Origin of the sequence: Yersinia intermedia (genome assembly GCF_900635455.1) — a bacterium.
GTDB classification, from domain to species: domain Bacteria; phylum Pseudomonadota; class Gammaproteobacteria; order Enterobacterales; family Enterobacteriaceae; genus Yersinia; species Yersinia intermedia.
Genome location: NZ_LR134116.1, coordinates 4051101 through 4067509, shown reverse-complemented (window position 1 = coordinate 4067509; position 16409 = coordinate 4051101). Strand labels below are relative to the sequence as shown.

Genomic DNA, 16409 nt, shown 5'->3' with positions numbered 1-16409 from the left:
TGTTATTTGCGGAGCCGGCCTTGCCATTAGTATAAAAATGAAGTCGCCGTAGGCGGTTTTTGCCTAAAATCCAATCCCCCACAAGGCTCCTCTCGCTTTTTCACTCCATATAAGTCAACCAAATCCAATCTACATCAACTTACTGATATCGGTACAATAAACTCCCCCTGATTCTATCCGTTTTCCTTATGCTTTAGGCAAATTAGAAGGGGAAATATTCCGCAATTAAGTCCTGTGCAACATCCTCCCCTAACTATTTCATCAGTAACCCAGACGCCACTGTGCGCTCAAGCTACCCGATACATACATCGCACTGACATATGCTCCAGCCCGCACGCTGCTTCACCTTCCGTATGCCTCAAGGTAAAAATAGACACTAACAAGTGCGGTACAACATGCAACTTTATTCACCATGATAGCTTTTCACCGTGCATGGCGAAGTATAAATACAGTAACGCCATAATTTGCATGAAATATTAATGTTTAGTCTTCCACTGCCGATACCTGTGCTCGGATATCAGATGTGTGCCTAACGCACAGAACCGAATATATCTCTGATTACGAACAAATGTTTTATAACTACGAACGCACAGGATAAGGGATTATGTGGTTTTACAGATTTAAACATGCATTTATTGCATTGTTACTCCCATGGATACTTGCCGTTACTATTCAATTAGCAGGAAGAGTTTACCTTCTAAACGACTATGGTAATCCTGAATCCCTGGCAGGGGTATCAACAGATGTGCAACGTATGTTCTTGATTGGTGGGCTTTTTGATGTACGTATCGCCAGCTTGATATTTGTCCCCTGTTTATTAATTGCTGGCCTACTTGCGTTCAATAAAACCAGCTTTAGACTCTGGCAGCGATTTTGGCCTTGGTTTGCGACGCTTTTCGGCACGCTAGTAACAATACTCACTGTGGGCAATATCTTCTATTACGCTACCTACCAGCGGCCAATTGATATCTTTGTTTTCGGTTTGGTGGAAGATGATACTGTTGCTGTGCTGAAAACCATGTGGAGTGACTATCCGGTTATTCGTAGCGCTATTTGCCTAATTCTATTTGTTGCGGCAATTTCGTGGATTTTTCACCGCTGGCAGCGAAAAATTAGCACCTGGCCTGAACAACATAGCGGTATAGCGGTTTCTGCAATTTCAACTTTGATTATTTTGGCACTCAGTTTTATCGGCGTGCGTGGCTCCATGGGCACATTTCCTCTTCGGCAGTCGGATGCACAGATTTCAGATATTAATTTATTGAATATGTTGACGCCAAGTGGCCCGATGGCACTTACCTGGGCGTTAAAAGCCCATCGGGAATATAGCAATTTCCCCCCAGCAACCGAAAAACAAGGTGAAGAACTGCTCAGTCAGTTTTTTACTAAGCCTACAGAAGCTAACCTCAAGCCATTTATGGCTAAAACCGCGCCTAACGCAATAGCGAAAAAATCACCACCTAATGTTGTTTTTGTCGTTATGGAAAGTATGGGGTATTACCTTGAAGGCTATGATCGCTCGGATCGTGACGTATTTGGCACACTAAAACAGCACTGGAAAACTGATTGGCGTTTTGGCCGCTTTATCTCTGAAGGGAATGGGACCATTGATAGCCTAAGCCGCTTATTTGTCCGCAGTCCAAATAGTAACATTAGCCAATCTAGTGCTCAGGATATTGATTTTTCTAGTAATATGTTTAAACCCTTCCTTGCTAACGGATATAAAGTTATTTTCGTTACTTCGGGAAACGGTTCCTGGCGCAATCTAAATCAGTTCCTACCCCATTTAGGCATAAGTGAATTTGTTGAACAAAACGGGTTGAAGAAACGCTATCCTGAAGCCGAAACTGGCACTTGGGGCGTGCCTGATGAATATATGTTCCGTTATATTGAAGAACGTTTAGCTCAGGCTGACAAAGAAGGTGAGCATGTACTGATCATGTCAATGTCGACCACTCATCATCCTCCGTTCAAAGCGCCTAATAGTTATGCAAAGACAGATATCAAATTATCGGATGCAGAAAAGCAAAGGCTGAGCAATCTGGCCAGCGGTAAACAGTTGGACGAGGTATTCCATACCCTACGTTACACCAATGATCAGCTAGGGCAGTTTATCAGTTGGGTAAAATTACAGTCGCTGGGTGAACATACCATTATTGCCGCCACTGGCGACCATAATATCCGGGGTATTAGTTATCCTGACGCCGCTGAGCAGGCTCTTAGCCGCGCAGTGCCGTTCTATCTTTATGTTCCGCAACGCTATCGTCAGAACAGCCATTTTGACGCATCCCGAGTCGGCAGTCATAAAGATATCTGGCCTACGCTGTATCAGCTCAGCCTGTCAGAAACGCCTTATTACCGAACGGGTTGCGACTTACTGTCTGAAAAACCGGATGCTATCTGGTGCCAGGGCTATAACCCTGAACTGTTGATAACCCAACAAGGCAGTTTCACTTTATCCGGTAAAGGGGAGTTTTATCCCTGGGTTGATAAAGAAGGATTGTTGCTGGGAGCTGTTCAGCCAATGGACGATGAGCAAGAAAAAACGTTTAGCCGGTGGCAGGCATTTACTCCTCTACTGTCATGGCAATTAAACAAACAAGTTCAGGAACTCAAATAACAGAAATAAAAAAGAGTTGTTATGATGGCAATAATGTTTATCCAAGCATTATTGCCGCTTAATAGTCGATACAGACTGGCCGAAATATTTTTCAAATATATCCCGCCTATCTCACTACCAACAGAGGAGAATATGTCATTCATCTCCCCAGGGGATGGGGCATATACTGGCTTGCACCGTGGGGACGCGCTGCAGGTTCTCTAACCCTTGTTCGATATCATACAAATCCAACAGGTTACCGGTGCTGATAAGCACACATCCGGTATTGCGGGGGCTAGGCGCTCTTCCAATGCCCGTTGCCGTTCCTGTTGGTGAATACTCTGTTGAACAGGGGCTAATTCCGCGCCAACACTGGATAACGGAATAGTCAATGCTGGCGATAATATGCCAGCTATTAATATGAAATAACAAGGACGTGACACAAGGAGGCCCTTCCCCAATATTTTGGGTAGATAAATATAAAATAGATTGTGCGCATTATGCCTATGTAATCGTTATTTACAATGTGTTTTTGCACGAGTAAATAGTAATGAAAATAGAGTGATAGAATAATAAATGGCGTTATAACTGTAGCCGCCATCACGATCGGTGTTGGGACTAGAACCTATATTGACTATTACGCCACCCCTTAATCTGCAAATCCTTAAAATGATCTCCTTTGATAAGTATGATCATATTAGCCTCTACGCTGAGGTAAATATTTTTTCATATTTACCTGTGTTATCTGATAAATTGTTTTAAAAAGAAATAAAGTAAACTAAATTGTATTTAATTAAACATTTAATATGGATCTAATCGTTATTATCACGGGGGGGAATTGCCAATCCAATGATCTGTGACGGTTAATTTTTGTGACTTGTTACAACACAAAAATGTTCACACTGGATCGGTACTGAAACATGTCGTTGAGTGCTAGCTTGAAGCTTGCCATTGTTGATGGTCTGCTCAGCAGGTTTGAGTGGGTGCCCATGGTGAGTGATAAATAGAAACGGCACTGCAGGTTTTCACCGAGTAGAGATAAAATGAGCATATTAAGCAATAAAATTTATGGATTTTGGCGAGGATGAGCGGCCCCCCTTTGGCAAGTTAGTCTTGCTCTACAGGTGGAGCCGTGAGTTATTGATAGGTTTCCCCGATAAAGCCCTGGTGAGGCGAAATCAGTATTTGCAGACGGAGCAAGCTAAATAGATAACATTCATGAGATGAGTTGGTATTTTTTAGCTCCGTCACATTAACTATAAACACTTAACGCCATGGCGGGAACGGGTGAAAACCACTCTTGTAACACTTTAAGAAAAGTGATATTAAAATCAGTTGGAGTTTATTAATTTAATTGCAATTTGAATTATTAACGTAGGAAGGTATGTTACGAAAATGAATATTAATGTCACGGATACGCCAAACCCACAAGACGAGGAGTATGTCATTGATAGTCTTTGGGCTCACAATAATAAAACAGAAGCTGTAGACATTCATCCATTGTTCTTAACCGTTACCCACGACAATGGCAAAATTGTGGCGGGATTGGTTGCCAGAACCTGGTGGGGCGGGCTTGAAGTGCAATATCTTTGGGTCAGTGATGAATATCGTAAGAGTGGCTATGGTCGCCAATTAATGGAAAAAGCGGAAGAAGAAGCCATAAAACGCGGTTGTCACATGGCTTATGTAGACACTTTCGATTTCCAGGCCAGAGGGTTTTATGAAAAATTGGGCTATCGTGTCTATGGTGATTTAGGTGGATATGCCAAAAAATATACTCGGCACTATCTGGCAAAAGAAATTTAACCGGTTTTAATCGGCGAGGTAGTAATGGATTTGCCCGATAAAAATAATGAAATTTATTTCAAGGGCCTTATTGCCATGATGGAGCACCTTAGTGAGCCATGGGGCATTAAAGATCTGAGTTCCCGCCATATCTATATGAACAAGGCAGCCTATCTTTATACCAATACACCATTGAACTTTGAGGTTGAGGGGAAGTTGGACGATGAATTTCCTGCCAACTGGGCTGAATTTTCTCCTGAGTTTATGGAACACGATAAGAGAACTGAAGAGTCACAAGGTCGGGTTACCGTCATAGAAACACATTATTGGTATGGTAAAGATACTCTGACCCCCTTTATCAGTGAAAAGCTGCCTATTTATAATGATAAAAAAGAAGTCATTGGTGTTATGTGGAGCGCTAAACCACTTAATACTTTATCTCCACTAAAATATATAAACCAACAAAAACCAAGCGTTCTGACTACCGAAACTAATAGTAAGACTTTTACCCGCGCTGAGCTTGACGTTATATTTTTAATGTTGCAAAGACTTTCCGTTAAAGAGATCGCTAAGATATATAATATCAGCACTAAAACAATAGAAAACAGAATATATACAATTTATCAAAAATCTGATGTCCACACGTTGCAACAGTTTGAGGAGTTTTGCAAATTTGCACATTTGGATAATTATATTCCTGATCGACTGGTGGCAAAAGGAATCCAGTTTATCTGAACTACAAGGGTGTACTTTATCGTGATCAAAATTGAAGATTATCCATTAAGCCGTGTACCACAGGATAAAAGGGTTTCATTTTTAAGCGTTGCCATCGTTCATATGGGTATGCTGACCGCGCTGGATCAATTTATGCTTGGCGCCGTGCTGGGTAACTCCATGACACTGACTGATGCATTCACCGCGATCCTCATCGGTAGCATTATATTCGGTGTGGTCACCTACGGTCTTGGGCTGGCAGGTATGCGTGAAGGGATCTCGGGCAGTCTGTTGGCACGCTGGTGTGGCTTTGGTCGCTTAGGTTCAGTATTGATCGGAATTGTGGTGGCCGTGAGTTTACTGGGTTGGTTTGGTATACAAAACGCTATTTTCGCCAAATCGCTTGATTTCGCTCTGGGTAATAAACTGGGATTCGGATTCGCGGCTGCTTTATCGGGTAGCCTGCTGACTATCCTGGTGGCATTTGGTTTTAAGGCATTGCGCATCGCCGCACGTATTGCGGTTCCGATGTTTATTTTGCTGGTGGCTTATATCTCTATTAGTACGTTGTCTGGGCATAATCTGCATGAAATTATGCAGTTGATACCACCGGGTGACCCTCTGTCTATCAGCGCGGGCATCACCATTGTTGTGGGGGGCGCTATCGTGGCAAGTCTGATGACCCCAGATCTAACGCGTTATTCCAAAAATGGGAAGCATGTGTTGGGGGTGACGATTTTCACCATTGTGGCCGGGGAGTTTGTCGTCAATGGTCTGGCTATCTTGATTGCTAAAACGCTCGGAACGGCTGATGTGGTGACTATTATGTCTCAGGCCGCAGGTGGTGCAGGTTTGCTGGTGGTGGTGTTCTCTACGTTGCGGGTTAATGACCTTAATCTATACTCTTCGTCCCTCGGTATTGTTAATGCGGTCGAGGGGCTGACCGGGAAAAAACTGAAATACACCTTAACCACGTTGGTTATTGGCGTTCTGGGTACCACACTTTCGGTGTTAGGCATTTTGGACCGGTTTGTGGATTTCCTTACCGTGCTAGGCGTGGTGTTCCCACCGATTATCGGCATCATGCTGGTCGACTATTTTGTGTTGCGCTCTCATCGCAACATTCTGGATAAGAGTCGGTTGGAGGGGAAACTCCCTGACGAAACCCAAACACCGGTTATCGGTTGGGTTGCCATTATTGCCAGTATTGTCGGCAGTGTGATCGGATTGCTGACCGAGTGGGGGATTCCAACCATTAACTCGCTGGTTGCCGCCAGCTTGATATATTGGCTATTCAAAGTGGCAGTTAGTCGTAATCAAAAAAGCATTGAATCAGAAAAAGCGATTTAACGTTATTCTAAATACTCCTCGTTGTGCGGGGAGTATTTGGAAATCCATTCATTACCTGCCCGCACTCAAACTACTGATACAACCTCGGCAAACTTTTAATCTACGCCTGTTATTTCATCTGATTCTTTTTGAGGATACTTTGCCGTTGCTAGCGCTGGCCCATGCTTCTTTCTACTATCGCCACAATCAACTCAAATAGCTCAGATTTTGCCTGTGAGGCGGTGATTTCGCCGCTAGCAGCAGAACACGATAACCCTTCTGCTGCACCTAGCAGTGCCCACAGGCTGGCATCTGAAATCAGATTCCCTTTAGCATAGGGCGCGAGTATATTCCGGCATTTGTGGATGTACGCCTTAGAATATTCACGTTTCATCTCATCCAGCTCAGGCGTGCCTTTTAATGCCGCAATGACCCCAGAGATTTCCTGCCCCTGAAGCAGGACACAGTCAATATATGATGAGGCGGTCACAGTGGCGATGGCAGTGAGTGTTGGCTCGCATTGCGCAATGGCCGCGTCCATCAATACGGTTTGGCGGCGATCAAACTCTTTATAAAGTTCGGCAAAAAGCCCAGCTCGGGTACCGAAATGGTCATAAACCACCGGTTTAGTGACGCCGGAGCGCTCAGCAAGGCGGCCTAGCGTCAGAGCCTCAGTGCCTTCTTCCCGCACCAGTTGCCATGCTGTATTCATTAATTGGTGGTAACGCTCTTCACGCGATAGGCGAAGCCGTGACGATACATTCTTTTTGCTAGTTGACATGCTTATATACCAAAGGTAACTTACCAACAGTAACTTACTAATGGTATATAGATTACGCCAACAGCATTTTAATGGCAATCAGGAGTCAGATTATGCATTCACTTATCGTTACCTCACACCCGCTTCATGAATCACTCACTAACAGTGTTGCACGGCAGATTGCAGCGGGGTTGGTTGCATCGGATCCTACACACACTTATGAGATTGCCGATATTGCTACCGAAGGTTTTGACCCAAGGTTTACCGCAGTGGATATTGCCGCTTTTAATCGGCAAGCTTCGCTGTCGGATGATGTGCTGGCGGAGCAACAAAGGGTTGAGCGGGCAGATGCGTTGGTATTAGTGTTCCCAATTTACTGGTGGTCGATGCCCGCATTGTTAAAAGGATGGATTGATCGCGTGTTTTCCAATGGTTGGGCCTATGATGACGCGGGAGAGCTGATCAAAAAGCTGACGCATCTGCCAGTACATATCATTGGAATCGGTGCGGCTACGCATAAGACTTATATCAATCACGGCTTTGCCGAAGCGATGAAAATACAGATTGAGCACGGTATTTTCAATTTCTGTGGTGCGCCGGTGATGAGTTCAACGGTGTTACTGCTGCCAGACTTAGGTGGCCCTGAACAGGTACTTGAAGCCGCATATAATATGGGTACTAACATTTTTGCCTGTGAGACAGCAGCAGGATGATGGCCTGAAAGTGAGTGATTCCACTTCCGTTTATCCTCTATAGAGAAGTGGAATCAACTAGATTTAATTACGCAATTGGCACTGTTTTTCGCGTTTTTTAGGCTTCAGATAACGTGAAGGCCAGATCTCAGCAGGATGTAATTCCAGCACCTGTGCAATCAAGTTTTCGCCCTTCGGCCAATGGCGCAACAACGTATTCGCCAGCGTTGAAGAGGCCAGCCCTGACTCTCGGGAAAGTGCCGCCATCGTTGTACCGCGTTTTTTCAAACCCGCGATAATATCTGCCGGATGCCAGTCTTGTTTATCCATAATGTTTAATCCTCCATGTGATGTGTTCGAGTAATTATCCTATTTTGGGATAATAAAGGAAATGCCGGATATTCGATTTTGGGATATTGATCAAGGTTACACCGATGGCTTCCATTTACTCCGAAGAATATCAGCAAGTGATAAAAGCTCTCCGACAGGCTCGTATTGACCGGCGGATCAGCCAACAGCAACTCGCTAAGGCACTCAGTCGTCCACAGTCATTTGTGGCTAAGGTTGAGAATGGTGAGAGGAGATTAGATTTTGTGGAACTTATTCATATTGCTCGTCTACTATCTATCGATGAATTGTCATTAATTAGCATGATTATGAGTGCAACTGTACCGATAAGGTAAGTAACGTATACTTATCCTTTTTTGGGATAGTTGTGACAATAACAGATATTCAATTCCGACAATCTAAAAGGAATTGGACAGATGGCTTCAATATATTCAGATGAGTACCAATCGGTTATCAAGTCATTGCGTGATCAGCGGATTGCTAAAGGCATTACTCAGGAGAGCCTTGCTTCCGCCCTTGGTCGCCCTCAGTCTTTTATCGCCAAAGTAGAAAATGGCGAAAGACGCTTAGATGTGGTGGAATTTGTGCATATTGCTAAGCTGTTGGGGGTTAAGGTAGAGGATGTATTGGGAAGGATAGGGTAGTTTTGAGCATACCAATTCGGTTTTAATATACGTTCATATTTCAAAATAAATATAGTGAGTGGTTATGGTTTGAGGGATGTTCTGAACCATAATTTTAAGGCAGGGGAAAATGGCATCAGAATATTTTTTACTCAAACAGATTGAACAACTTTTAGTCAATGAAAGTAATCATTACTGGTCAATGAGTTACCATGGTCCTCTTGATGAAGCTGGGAGTTTGAAAATATTAACCCAACATTACAACGGGCATAGGAGATTGACCCCACAGTTATTTATCTTGATACCTACAACTCCCTTGATAGTAGTGTCTCGAAAAGAAAAGTAGCGGTGAACACCTGATAGCTCAATACAGGGGGGTACAGCTAATTCTACTTTCATCCTTCACGCTTCAATTAATTTTCATGATATTTATGATACAACGCGGTTTTGCCAACGGCTCTGTAAATAAAAAGCGCAGCCTCAAGCCGCGCTCTGCCATTACCTATTCCATTATTTCAACAAGAACGACTGACCCTGTTTCAGGACTAAATCACAGGCTTTGGTTTTGATTTTTTCAGTGATTTGCTCACTGCCCAGATCGTTCAGATTCAGACTGTTACCTTCACCGGTTTTCAGTAACCCGCCTAAACCTTCCTGATAATCCTGGCTATTGGCATTTTCGGTACTGGTGATGCCCAGTTTACTCATCAATTGGTCTTTAATCGCCGACGTGCCATTGGCCGACAGTACATTGTTTTGTACGCAATATTGCAATATACCGGCAGCATTGGTCATGGTGCTGGCACTTAGCCCTTTATCGCCGCCATTGAGTAAGCCAGTCAGTGACGACAGTGAGGATGAGCTATCGCCCGATTTACTGTATTGGTCAGCAGCACTTTTTACTGAATCCAATAGACTATTGGCGTGAACGGTACCCGTCAGCAGCGTGGTAGAAAAAGCCAAAGCCAGTGCCAGGCGATAAGTGGTGTTCATAGAAACTCCTGTTTTACGGCGGCCTCACTGCCATGAGGCCGTGATACCACCAGAAAGGCTGCTAGTTATTATGTTCGGCGCTAAGAATAACGCAAAGGACACCTTTTGCTGATAGGTGTTATCTGATAACGCGGCGATTGGCTAAATTGCCACTGGCTTCATATCGCGTTTAAATCCGCCGATTAATGCCCATACCTTAGGCGCAAAACCTCTGGGTAAGGGTCAAAATAGCGCTGCTGGGCAAGATAGCTGTCGGGGTATTCAGCTAAATAATGTTTGAGCAGGGTAATCGGGGCAAGCAGTGGCTGACTGCCTTGACGGTAACGCAAAATCAGTTGTGCCAGTTCGCTGCGTTGCCGGGGGCTGAGTTGGTTGCTGAAATAGCCTTGGACATGCTGCAAGACATTGGTGTGACCACGGCGCGAGGAGTGTTGGCTCATCAGGGCCATCAGCCGGTTACGGTATTCAAAAGCACATTCATTAATTGAAGGCCATTGGTCGATAGCCGCAACGAAACGCCCTAATTCACGGTAGGCAGGTTGCGAATGAGCCAGTAATAACAATTTATAACTGCTATGGAAAGCGATCAGTCGGGCGCGGCTCATGCCTTGCTGCCATAGCTGATTAAACTCGTGTAAGGCATAAATCCGCGCCACAAAATTCTCTTTCAGCTCAGGGTCACACAGGCGGCCATCTTCCTCAATGGGGAGCCACGGTAGTTGGCGCATTAATTCTTGAGTGAAAATGCCAGTACCAATTTTACGGTTATTTTTACCATCGGCTTCATACACCCGCACCCGCTCCATGCCACAGCTAGGGGATTTGGCGCAAACCACATAGCCGCTCAGATGCTGTAGTCCCGCAATTTTTTTCGCGGAGAAGTCCTGCATGGCGCTAGTCAGGTCGGTTTCTGGTTGGTTACTAAAGCTGAGACGAATATCATCGGAACCTGTTTTAACCAAGCGTAGCGCTGGGCGGGGCGAAGGCAGCCCGATTGCCATCTCGGGGCAGACCGGCTCAAAATGAACAAAGGGAGCCAACTCGTCCACAGCAAATGTTAGACGCTTATGCCCGCCATCGAAACGTACTTTCTCACCTAACAGGCAAGCGCTGATACCGACGGCGATTTTGTCTGACATGGTTTTGCCTCATTATTTATCGTGAATGGACTTATTTACCTTCATTATAGTTAAGGTCTGGGTATTTCCGGTATTGGTAATGATCAGTTTACTCATTAATCATTTTGCTGATAGGTATCATCTTATAACGAGGAATATTTGATTGTGACTAAACCAAGAAATCGGGGCCAATAATCCTATAATTATTAGCCCCGGAGTAATGCGAGTCAGTTTTTATCCTTCATTAACTGCTGGCTTTGATTGGCGAAGTTTACGCACCACTCGTAGGATTGGCGGCAGAACCAACACCACCACGGCCAGTATTAGCAAACTTTTTGCGATGGGGCTCGACCACAAGATAGTGTAATTGCCATTGCTAATGGACAGAGCACGGCGCAGGTTCTGCTCCAGCATTTCTCCCAAGACAAAACCTAAAATCAACGGGGACATGGGGAAATTCATTTTTCTGAGCAGATAGCCAAAGATACCCAATCCGACCATGAGCATCAGGTCGAAAGTGGTGCTGTGCACGGCATAAACCCCCACCGCAGAGACTGCTGCAATGGCGGGCACCAGGAACCATAACGGAATGGTTAACATGCGGGTGAAGAAACCAACCAACGGTAGGTTCATCAGCAGTAATATGACGTTGGCTATCAACAGAGAGGCAATTAACCCCCAAACAATATCCGGTTGCTCGGTGAACATCGCGGGCCCCGGTGTGATGTTATACAGGGTCAATGCTCCCATCATTACCGCGGTGGTACCTGAGCCTGGAACGCCCAGAGTAAGCATTGGAATAAAAGATCCACAGGCAGAAGCATTATTCGCCGCTTCAGGTGCGGCAACACCACGAATATCTCCTTTGCCAAAACTATCGCTGTTGCCACTGATACGCTTTTCGGTCATGTAGGTCAGCGCACTGGCGATGGTTGCCCCTGCACCCGGTAAAATCCCGACAAAAAAACCAATCACTGAAGAACGCAGTGTTGGCCCAACACATTCTGCGGCTTCTTTGCGGTTGAACATCAGGCGACCGGTTTTACGCACCAGTTTCTGGCCGGTGCTGGTGCTTTCCAGCATCAACAAGATTTCACTGACCGAGAACAAGCCGATCACTACCACGATAAATTGGATCCCATCAGAGAGATGGACACTATCAAATGTGAAGCGATAAACACCGGTGTTTGCATCAACGCCTACGGTTGCCAGCCCCAATCCAATTAAGGCGGCGAGCAGTGATTTTAAGGGGTTCTGGCTCATCATGCTGCCAAGGCAGGCAATGGCGAAGACCATTAACGCGAAATACTCCGAGGGTCCGAAGGCCAGTGACCACTGTGCCAGTAGCGGTGCAAACAGAATGATCCCACCAATAGCCAAGATTGAACCAACAAATGAGCTAACCGCTGAAATGGATAGCGCCACACCAGCACGGCCCTGCTGTGCCATTGGATAACCATCAAGGGCGGTCATGATGGCTGCAGCATCGCCGGGGACATTAAGTAATATGGATGAGATGCGCCCACCATATTCACAACCGATATAAACCGTGGCCAGCAAGATCAGTGCAGATTCTGCGGGCAGTTTTAGGGCAAAAGCGAGTGGCAGCAAAATGGCCACGCCGTTGATCGGCCCCAGTCCTGGGAGTAAGCCAACAATGGTACCGATAAAGCAGCCTATCAGGGCAATCATCAGGTTTTGTGGTGTTAATGCCACCTCAAATCCTTGCGATAAATACATCCAAGTTTCCATCACAGCCTCGTTAGTTCAGCCAAACGCCAAGCGGTAGGGTGACATCAAGTAAATAGTCAAAGGCATAGAATAATGACGCGCCCAGAACTACGCCGGATAGCGCAGCGACCCATACTTTTGCCTTAAATAACAATGCAATGCTAAATGTTAGTAGGGCGGTTGCCAGTGGGAATCCAAGCGACTCAAACCCCCAGGCATAGAGCACCAGCGTAATCACCATCACCAACAGGCGATGCAATACTTTGGCGTGCGGCCATGCGATAACATCAGGTTTATGCAGCAGCAATAGCACCGCGCACAATGTCATTAACGCCAGAATTGCCATGGGGAAAGGGCGCGGGCCTAGCGGCTCGTAACTGTATTCGCTTTGAATTCCCCAGCCGATAAATAAGCCACTGATGCAGAGCAGGATCCAGATACTGGCAAAAATACGATCGCTCATGATCTTTCTCCTGAATTATTTGGCCAGCCCGAACGCTTTAGCTTGTTGACGATATTGTTCGATCTGCTTTTTGACGTACACATCCAGCTCTTTGCCGGTCAGGTTAAACTCAAATAAGCCGCGTAATTCACGCTGTTTTTTGAATTCGTCAGTTTGTACCAGGGTGTTAAAGGTCTCCGTCCACCATTGATATTCGGCATCACTGACCTTCGGCCCCAGATAGAAGCCACGAATAATCGGCCACACTAAATTAAAGCCCTGTTCTTTAGCCGTAGGAATATTAGCCAGTTGACCGGGCAGGCGTTGTTCTGCATAAACGGCTAACACCCGCAGTTTGTCGCCGGCCAAATAAGGCACCATTTCACTTAAATCTCCAGACACCGCCTGAATATGGTTGCCTAACAATGCGGTAACCGGTTCGCCGCCGCCCTCAAAGGCCACATAGCGCATTTTATGAGGGTCGATGCCCACCTCACGGGCCAGTAACGCCGTTTTCATCCAGTCCTGGCTGCCAATCGAGGCACCGGCCCCGAACACCACGCTGTTAGGATCTTGTTTAAAGGCATCCATCAGATCTGTTAGCGTTTTATAGGGAGAGTCAGCCCGCACGGCGATCATGCCGTAATCAGTGCCGATGGCCGCCAGCCACTTCACATCGTCAGGGCTATAACGGCCAAATTTATTTTGTGCCAGATTAAGTAAAGAACCGCCGGAGAACGCGACCACGGTGCCGAATTCCGCCGGGCGTTGTGCCACGATGGCGTTATAGGCTACCGCTCCGACACCTCCTGGCATATAGGTGACCCGCATCGGGCGGTCAATTGCTTTAGTCTCTTGCAGGGAAACCTGAATCAATTTACAGGTAAGATCAAAGCCGCCACCGGGTTTGGCGGGCGCAATACATTCTGTTCTGCCGGGCGCGTCGATAGCCTGTGCCATTTGTGCCGTCAGTATCAGAACCGAGGCGGCTAACGTGCGGGTAATTATTCTTTTCATATTATTCCCTCAATATTTTCGTCTAAATTGTGAGCTTTCCCGCGATTGCGAGGTTATTGAATTGTTAATAGATTAACCTTTCAGTTACCTTTCAATGGGAAGGAAAAAGTACAGGATGTGATATGCGTCTCTTGTTAGTAGAAGATCACCCCGAGTTATCTCACTGGTTACAGAAAGCATTGACTCATGCGGGCTTTGCTGTGGATGTGGCAAATGATGGTGTTGCCGCTGATCATTTGCTGCAAAACGAAAATTACACACTGGTGGTATTGGATGTAGCGTTACCACGCCTGAACGGGTTAGATCTGCTGGCACGGTTACGTAAGCGTGGGCAAACGCTGCCGGTGTTGTTGTTAACCGCCAGAACGGAAGTGGCCGACCGGGTGAAAGGGTTGAACTTGGGGGCTGATGACTATTTGACGAAACCGTTTGAAATGGATGAACTGGAGGCGCGGATACGTGCCCTATTACGGCGTAGTGTCGGTGGAACTGGGCAGGTGGTGCAGTTTGGTGATTTGACCTATCACGACGAAGGCTACTTTCTGTTAGCTGATAAGCCATTGGCGCTGACACCACGGGAATCGGCAGTATTAACGTCATTGATGCATCGCCGGGGTAGGCCGGTTGCCAAACAACAACTGTTTGAGCAGATATTTACCTTATCCGATGATGCCAATCCAGAAAGTATTGAACTGTATGTGCATCGAGTGCGTAAAAAACTACACGGCAGTAATGTGTCTATCCAGACCTTACGCGGCTTAGGTTACAGCCTGGAATGTACCGATGGCGTGCTCTAACACTATTGTGCCACGATGGTTTAAAGCCCCACGTTCGCTGTTTCATCAATTGCTGCTATTTTTTGGCGTACCGTTACTGATTTTGGGCGGGATTTCTATTTATACCCATTATATCAGTGCCATGAATGCCGCTACGCTAGCTTATGATCGCACGTTATTGGCCTCTGCCCGGACGGTGGCGGAGCGGTTGGTTGTCCGCCATGGGCAGCTAGAGGTTGATGTCCCTTATATTGTCCTCGACAGCTTTGAACGGAATATGAATGACCAGCTTTACTATCAGGTGATTACACCTGAGGGGAAAAGTATTGCTGGCTACAATGATTTACCGCCTTTCCCGCTGAATACGCCACGATCCCTTCTCTACCCTGCATTGGTGCATTTTTATGATGCCGAGTACCGAGGTAAACCAATACGTGTGGCTGCGCTTTATCAGCCGGTTAATGAGTCTGGTGTTATGGGTATGGCGATGGTGCTGGTGGCTGAAACGTTGGCTTCCCGCCATGATCTGGCACAGCAGATCATGATATCGGCAGTCTTGACCCAGGGTACGCTGGTGCTCTTGACGCTGGTAATGGCGTATATCTTACTCAAAGGTATTCTCAAGCCATTACGTAAGCTATCAGGCTTGATGCTGCGGCGTGATCCCGGTGAACTGACCCCGCTCCCCAAAGTATTGCCATGGTCAGAAATGGCACCGTTGTTGTTGGCCTTTGATCGCTACATCGAGCGTTTACGGGAAATGGTGGCACGGCAGGGGCGCTTTAGTGCTGATGCCTCTCATCAATTGCGCACACCGCTGACGGTGTTGAAAACGCAGGTGGCGGTGGCTCTGGCCAGTGACTCCCCACAACAATGGCGTGAAAGCCTGGTGGCGATGCGCGGGACGCTGGATCACACCGTTTCTCTGACGGATCGGTTATTGCAGTTATCACGGATGAAAGTGCACGAACGCAGACTACAACCGGTTAATCTCGGCCCATTATTACGAGATGCGTGTTTCGCCCACCTTGCTCAAGCCCGCAGCAAGCAGATTGATCTGGGTTATGAGGGGGCGTCTGAATGTTGGATCGAGGGGGATGCTTTGTTGCTGACCGAACTGTGCGACAACTTGCTGGACAACGCGTTGAAATACACGCCAAAGCACGGTGTGGTGACGGTACGATTGGTGATAGGCAGTGAAGCAGGGCGCTGTTTGTTAGAAATAGAAGACAGTGGTCCCGGTATTGCGCAAGATGAAGCCGCGCAAGCGCTGATGCCATTTCATCGGTTGGATAATGTTGGTGAGCAGCAAGGGGCGGGGCTGGGGTTAGCTTTGGTAAAAGACATTACGACCTACCATAAAACCCGCCCAGAGTTATTGCACAGTGAGTTACTAGGCGGTTTACTGGTTCGGATCAGTTTTCGCTTGCGCAAGTGATGTGGCTCAGTCGTTAAATTTGCCTTGCGGTTCCAACATGCGGG

The 16409-nt window shown here is 46.4% G+C and carries 16 protein-coding genes and 2 pseudogenes; 9 read left to right on the top strand and 9 right to left on the bottom strand.

What is annotated here, in order from left to right; translation table 11 throughout:
- The first annotated feature begins 604 nt into the window (after positions 1–604).
- Complete coding sequence (locus tag EL015_RS18575) at positions 605–2620, top strand: LTA synthase family protein (protein ID WP_005186679.1); 2016 nt, start codon at positions 605–607, stop codon at positions 2618–2620.
- A gap of 150 nt (positions 2621–2770) precedes the next feature.
- On the opposite strand, the pseudogene EL015_RS21800 reads toward EL015_RS18575, so the two are convergent.
- Together EL015_RS21800 and EL015_RS21980 are read right to left on the bottom strand one after the other, a co-directional pair.
- Positions 2771–2860 (bottom strand): annotated as a pseudogene (locus EL015_RS21800) (POTRA domain-containing protein); the annotation flags it as partial.
- A pseudogene (locus tag EL015_RS21980) lies at positions 2860–3042 on the bottom strand (ShlB/FhaC/HecB family hemolysin secretion/activation protein); the annotation flags it as partial. The pseudogenes EL015_RS21980 and EL015_RS21800, both read right to left, overlap by 1 nt.
- A gap of 952 nt (positions 3043–3994) precedes the next feature.
- On the opposite strand from EL015_RS21980, the gene EL015_RS18570 reads away from it, so the two are divergent.
- The 3 genes from EL015_RS18570 to EL015_RS18560 are packed head-to-tail and all read left to right on the top strand — an operon-like array spanning position 3995 to position 6448.
- Positions 3995–4405: a GNAT family N-acetyltransferase gene (locus EL015_RS18570; RefSeq protein ID WP_005189666.1), complete on the top strand. Its 411-nt coding sequence runs from the start codon at positions 3995–3997 to the stop codon at positions 4403–4405.
- A gap of 24 nt (positions 4406–4429) precedes the next feature.
- Complete coding sequence (locus tag EL015_RS18565) at positions 4430–5119, top strand: helix-turn-helix transcriptional regulator (protein WP_005189668.1); 690 nt, start codon at positions 4430–4432, stop codon at positions 5117–5119.
- 21 nt (positions 5120–5140) lie between these two features.
- Positions 5141–6448, top strand: coding sequence for a cytosine permease (locus tag EL015_RS18560; protein WP_032907269.1), 1308 nt, complete (start codon positions 5141–5143; stop codon positions 6446–6448).
- 148 nt (positions 6449–6596) lie between these two features.
- Here EL015_RS18560 and EL015_RS18555 read toward each other — a convergent pair whose 3' ends face one another.
- Positions 6597–7139 (bottom strand): TetR/AcrR family transcriptional regulator, encoded by a 543-nt coding sequence (locus EL015_RS18555; RefSeq protein WP_005189675.1) that lies wholly within the window; start codon positions 7137–7139, stop codon positions 6597–6599.
- Between the two features lie 161 nt (positions 7140–7300).
- On the opposite strand from EL015_RS18555, the gene EL015_RS18550 reads away from it, so the two are divergent.
- Entirely contained in the window at positions 7301–7900 is a 600-nt protein-coding gene (locus EL015_RS18550; RefSeq protein ID WP_005189677.1) for an NAD(P)H-dependent oxidoreductase, read from the top strand.
- A 63-nt stretch (positions 7901–7963) separates the two neighbouring features.
- On the opposite strand, the gene EL015_RS18545 is transcribed toward EL015_RS18550, so the two are convergent.
- On the bottom strand, positions 7964–8209 hold the full coding sequence (locus tag EL015_RS18545; protein ID WP_005189681.1) for a helix-turn-helix domain-containing protein: 246 nt from the start codon (positions 8207–8209) through the stop codon (positions 7964–7966).
- A gap of 104 nt (positions 8210–8313) precedes the next feature.
- On the opposite strand from EL015_RS18545, the gene EL015_RS18540 reads away from it, so the two are divergent.
- Positions 8314–8562, top strand: coding sequence for a helix-turn-helix domain-containing protein (locus tag EL015_RS18540; protein ID WP_032907236.1), 249 nt, complete (start codon positions 8314–8316; stop codon positions 8560–8562).
- A gap of 81 nt (positions 8563–8643) precedes the next feature.
- A complete protein-coding gene (locus EL015_RS18535; protein WP_005189684.1) occupies positions 8644–8871 on the top strand; it encodes a helix-turn-helix domain-containing protein in 228 nt (75 codons plus the stop codon).
- A 489-nt stretch (positions 8872–9360) separates the two neighbouring features.
- On the opposite strand, the gene EL015_RS18525 is transcribed toward EL015_RS18535, so the two are convergent.
- The 5 genes from EL015_RS18525 to EL015_RS18505 all read right to left on the bottom strand — a co-directional run bounded on the left by EL015_RS18525 (position 9361) and on the right by EL015_RS18505 (position 14151).
- The gene (locus tag EL015_RS18525; RefSeq protein WP_005189686.1) at positions 9361–9843 is read right to left on the bottom strand and encodes a YjjA family protein; all 483 of its coding nucleotides are present in this window, start codon (positions 9841–9843) and stop codon (positions 9361–9363) included.
- 182 nt (positions 9844–10025) lie between these two features.
- The gene (locus tag EL015_RS18520) at positions 10026–10982 is read right to left on the bottom strand and encodes a YbgA family protein (RefSeq protein ID WP_005189688.1); all 957 of its coding nucleotides are present in this window, start codon (positions 10980–10982) and stop codon (positions 10026–10028) included.
- A gap of 213 nt (positions 10983–11195) precedes the next feature.
- The gene (locus tag EL015_RS18515) at positions 11196–12713 is read right to left on the bottom strand and encodes a tripartite tricarboxylate transporter permease (RefSeq protein ID WP_032907238.1); all 1518 of its coding nucleotides are present in this window, start codon (positions 12711–12713) and stop codon (positions 11196–11198) included.
- Between the two features lie 10 nt (positions 12714–12723).
- Complete coding sequence (locus tag EL015_RS18510; protein ID WP_005189694.1) at positions 12724–13155, bottom strand: tripartite tricarboxylate transporter TctB family protein; 432 nt, start codon at positions 13153–13155, stop codon at positions 12724–12726.
- 15 nt (positions 13156–13170) lie between these two features.
- Entirely contained in the window at positions 13171–14151 is a 981-nt protein-coding gene (locus EL015_RS18505; RefSeq protein WP_005189697.1) for a Bug family tripartite tricarboxylate transporter substrate binding protein, read from the bottom strand.
- 122 nt (positions 14152–14273) lie between these two features.
- Here EL015_RS18505 and tctD point away from each other — a divergent pair, with 122 nt between their 5' ends.
- Both tctD and EL015_RS18495 read left to right on the top strand, forming a co-directional pair.
- A complete protein-coding gene (gene tctD, locus EL015_RS18500) occupies positions 14274–14948 on the top strand; it encodes a transcriptional regulator TctD (RefSeq protein ID WP_032907239.1) in 675 nt (224 codons plus the stop codon).
- Positions 14935–16365, top strand: a complete 1431-nt coding sequence (locus EL015_RS18495) for a sensor histidine kinase (RefSeq protein WP_032907241.1) — start codon at positions 14935–14937, stop codon at positions 16363–16365. The genes tctD and EL015_RS18495 overlap by 14 nt, the downstream gene beginning before the upstream one ends.
- Positions 16366–16409 lie beyond the last annotated feature (44 nt).

Bases quoted from the DNA above. Each gene is read 5' to 3' on its own strand.
- EL015_RS18575 (WP_005186679.1), top strand. From the start codon at position 605: ATGTGGTTTTACAGATTTAAACATGCATTTATTGCATTGTTACTCCCA.
- EL015_RS18550 (WP_005189677.1), top strand. From the start codon at position 7,301: ATGCATTCACTTATCGTTACCTCACACCCGCTTCATGAATCACTCACT.
- tctD (WP_032907239.1), top strand. From the start codon at position 14,274: ATGCGTCTCTTGTTAGTAGAAGATCACCCCGAGTTATCTCACTGGTTA.
- EL015_RS18545 (WP_005189681.1), bottom strand. From the start codon at position 8,209: ATGGATAAACAAGACTGGCATCCGGCAGATATTATCGCGGGTTTGAAA.
- EL015_RS18520 (WP_005189688.1), bottom strand. From the start codon at position 10,982: ATGTCAGACAAAATCGCCGTCGGTATCAGCGCTTGCCTGTTAGGTGAG.
- EL015_RS18555 (WP_005189675.1), bottom strand. From the start codon at position 7,139: ATGAATACAGCATGGCAACTGGTGCGGGAAGAAGGCACTGAGGCTCTG.
- EL015_RS18515 (WP_032907238.1), bottom strand. From the start codon at position 12,713: ATGGAAACTTGGATGTATTTATCGCAAGGATTTGAGGTGGCATTAACA.
- EL015_RS18565 (WP_005189668.1), top strand. From the start codon at position 4,430: ATGGATTTGCCCGATAAAAATAATGAAATTTATTTCAAGGGCCTTATT.
- EL015_RS18535 (WP_005189684.1), top strand. From the start codon at position 8,644: ATGGCTTCAATATATTCAGATGAGTACCAATCGGTTATCAAGTCATTG.
- EL015_RS18540 (WP_032907236.1), top strand. From the start codon at position 8,314: ATGGCTTCCATTTACTCCGAAGAATATCAGCAAGTGATAAAAGCTCTC.
- EL015_RS18570 (WP_005189666.1), top strand. From the start codon at position 3,995: ATGAATATTAATGTCACGGATACGCCAAACCCACAAGACGAGGAGTAT.
- EL015_RS18525 (WP_005189686.1), bottom strand. From the start codon at position 9,843: ATGAACACCACTTATCGCCTGGCACTGGCTTTGGCTTTTTCTACCACG.
- EL015_RS18495 (WP_032907241.1), top strand. From the start codon at position 14,935: ATGGCGTGCTCTAACACTATTGTGCCACGATGGTTTAAAGCCCCACGT.
- EL015_RS18510 (WP_005189694.1), bottom strand. From the start codon at position 13,155: ATGAGCGATCGTATTTTTGCCAGTATCTGGATCCTGCTCTGCATCAGT.
- EL015_RS18505 (WP_005189697.1), bottom strand. From the start codon at position 14,151: ATGAAAAGAATAATTACCCGCACGTTAGCCGCCTCGGTTCTGATACTG.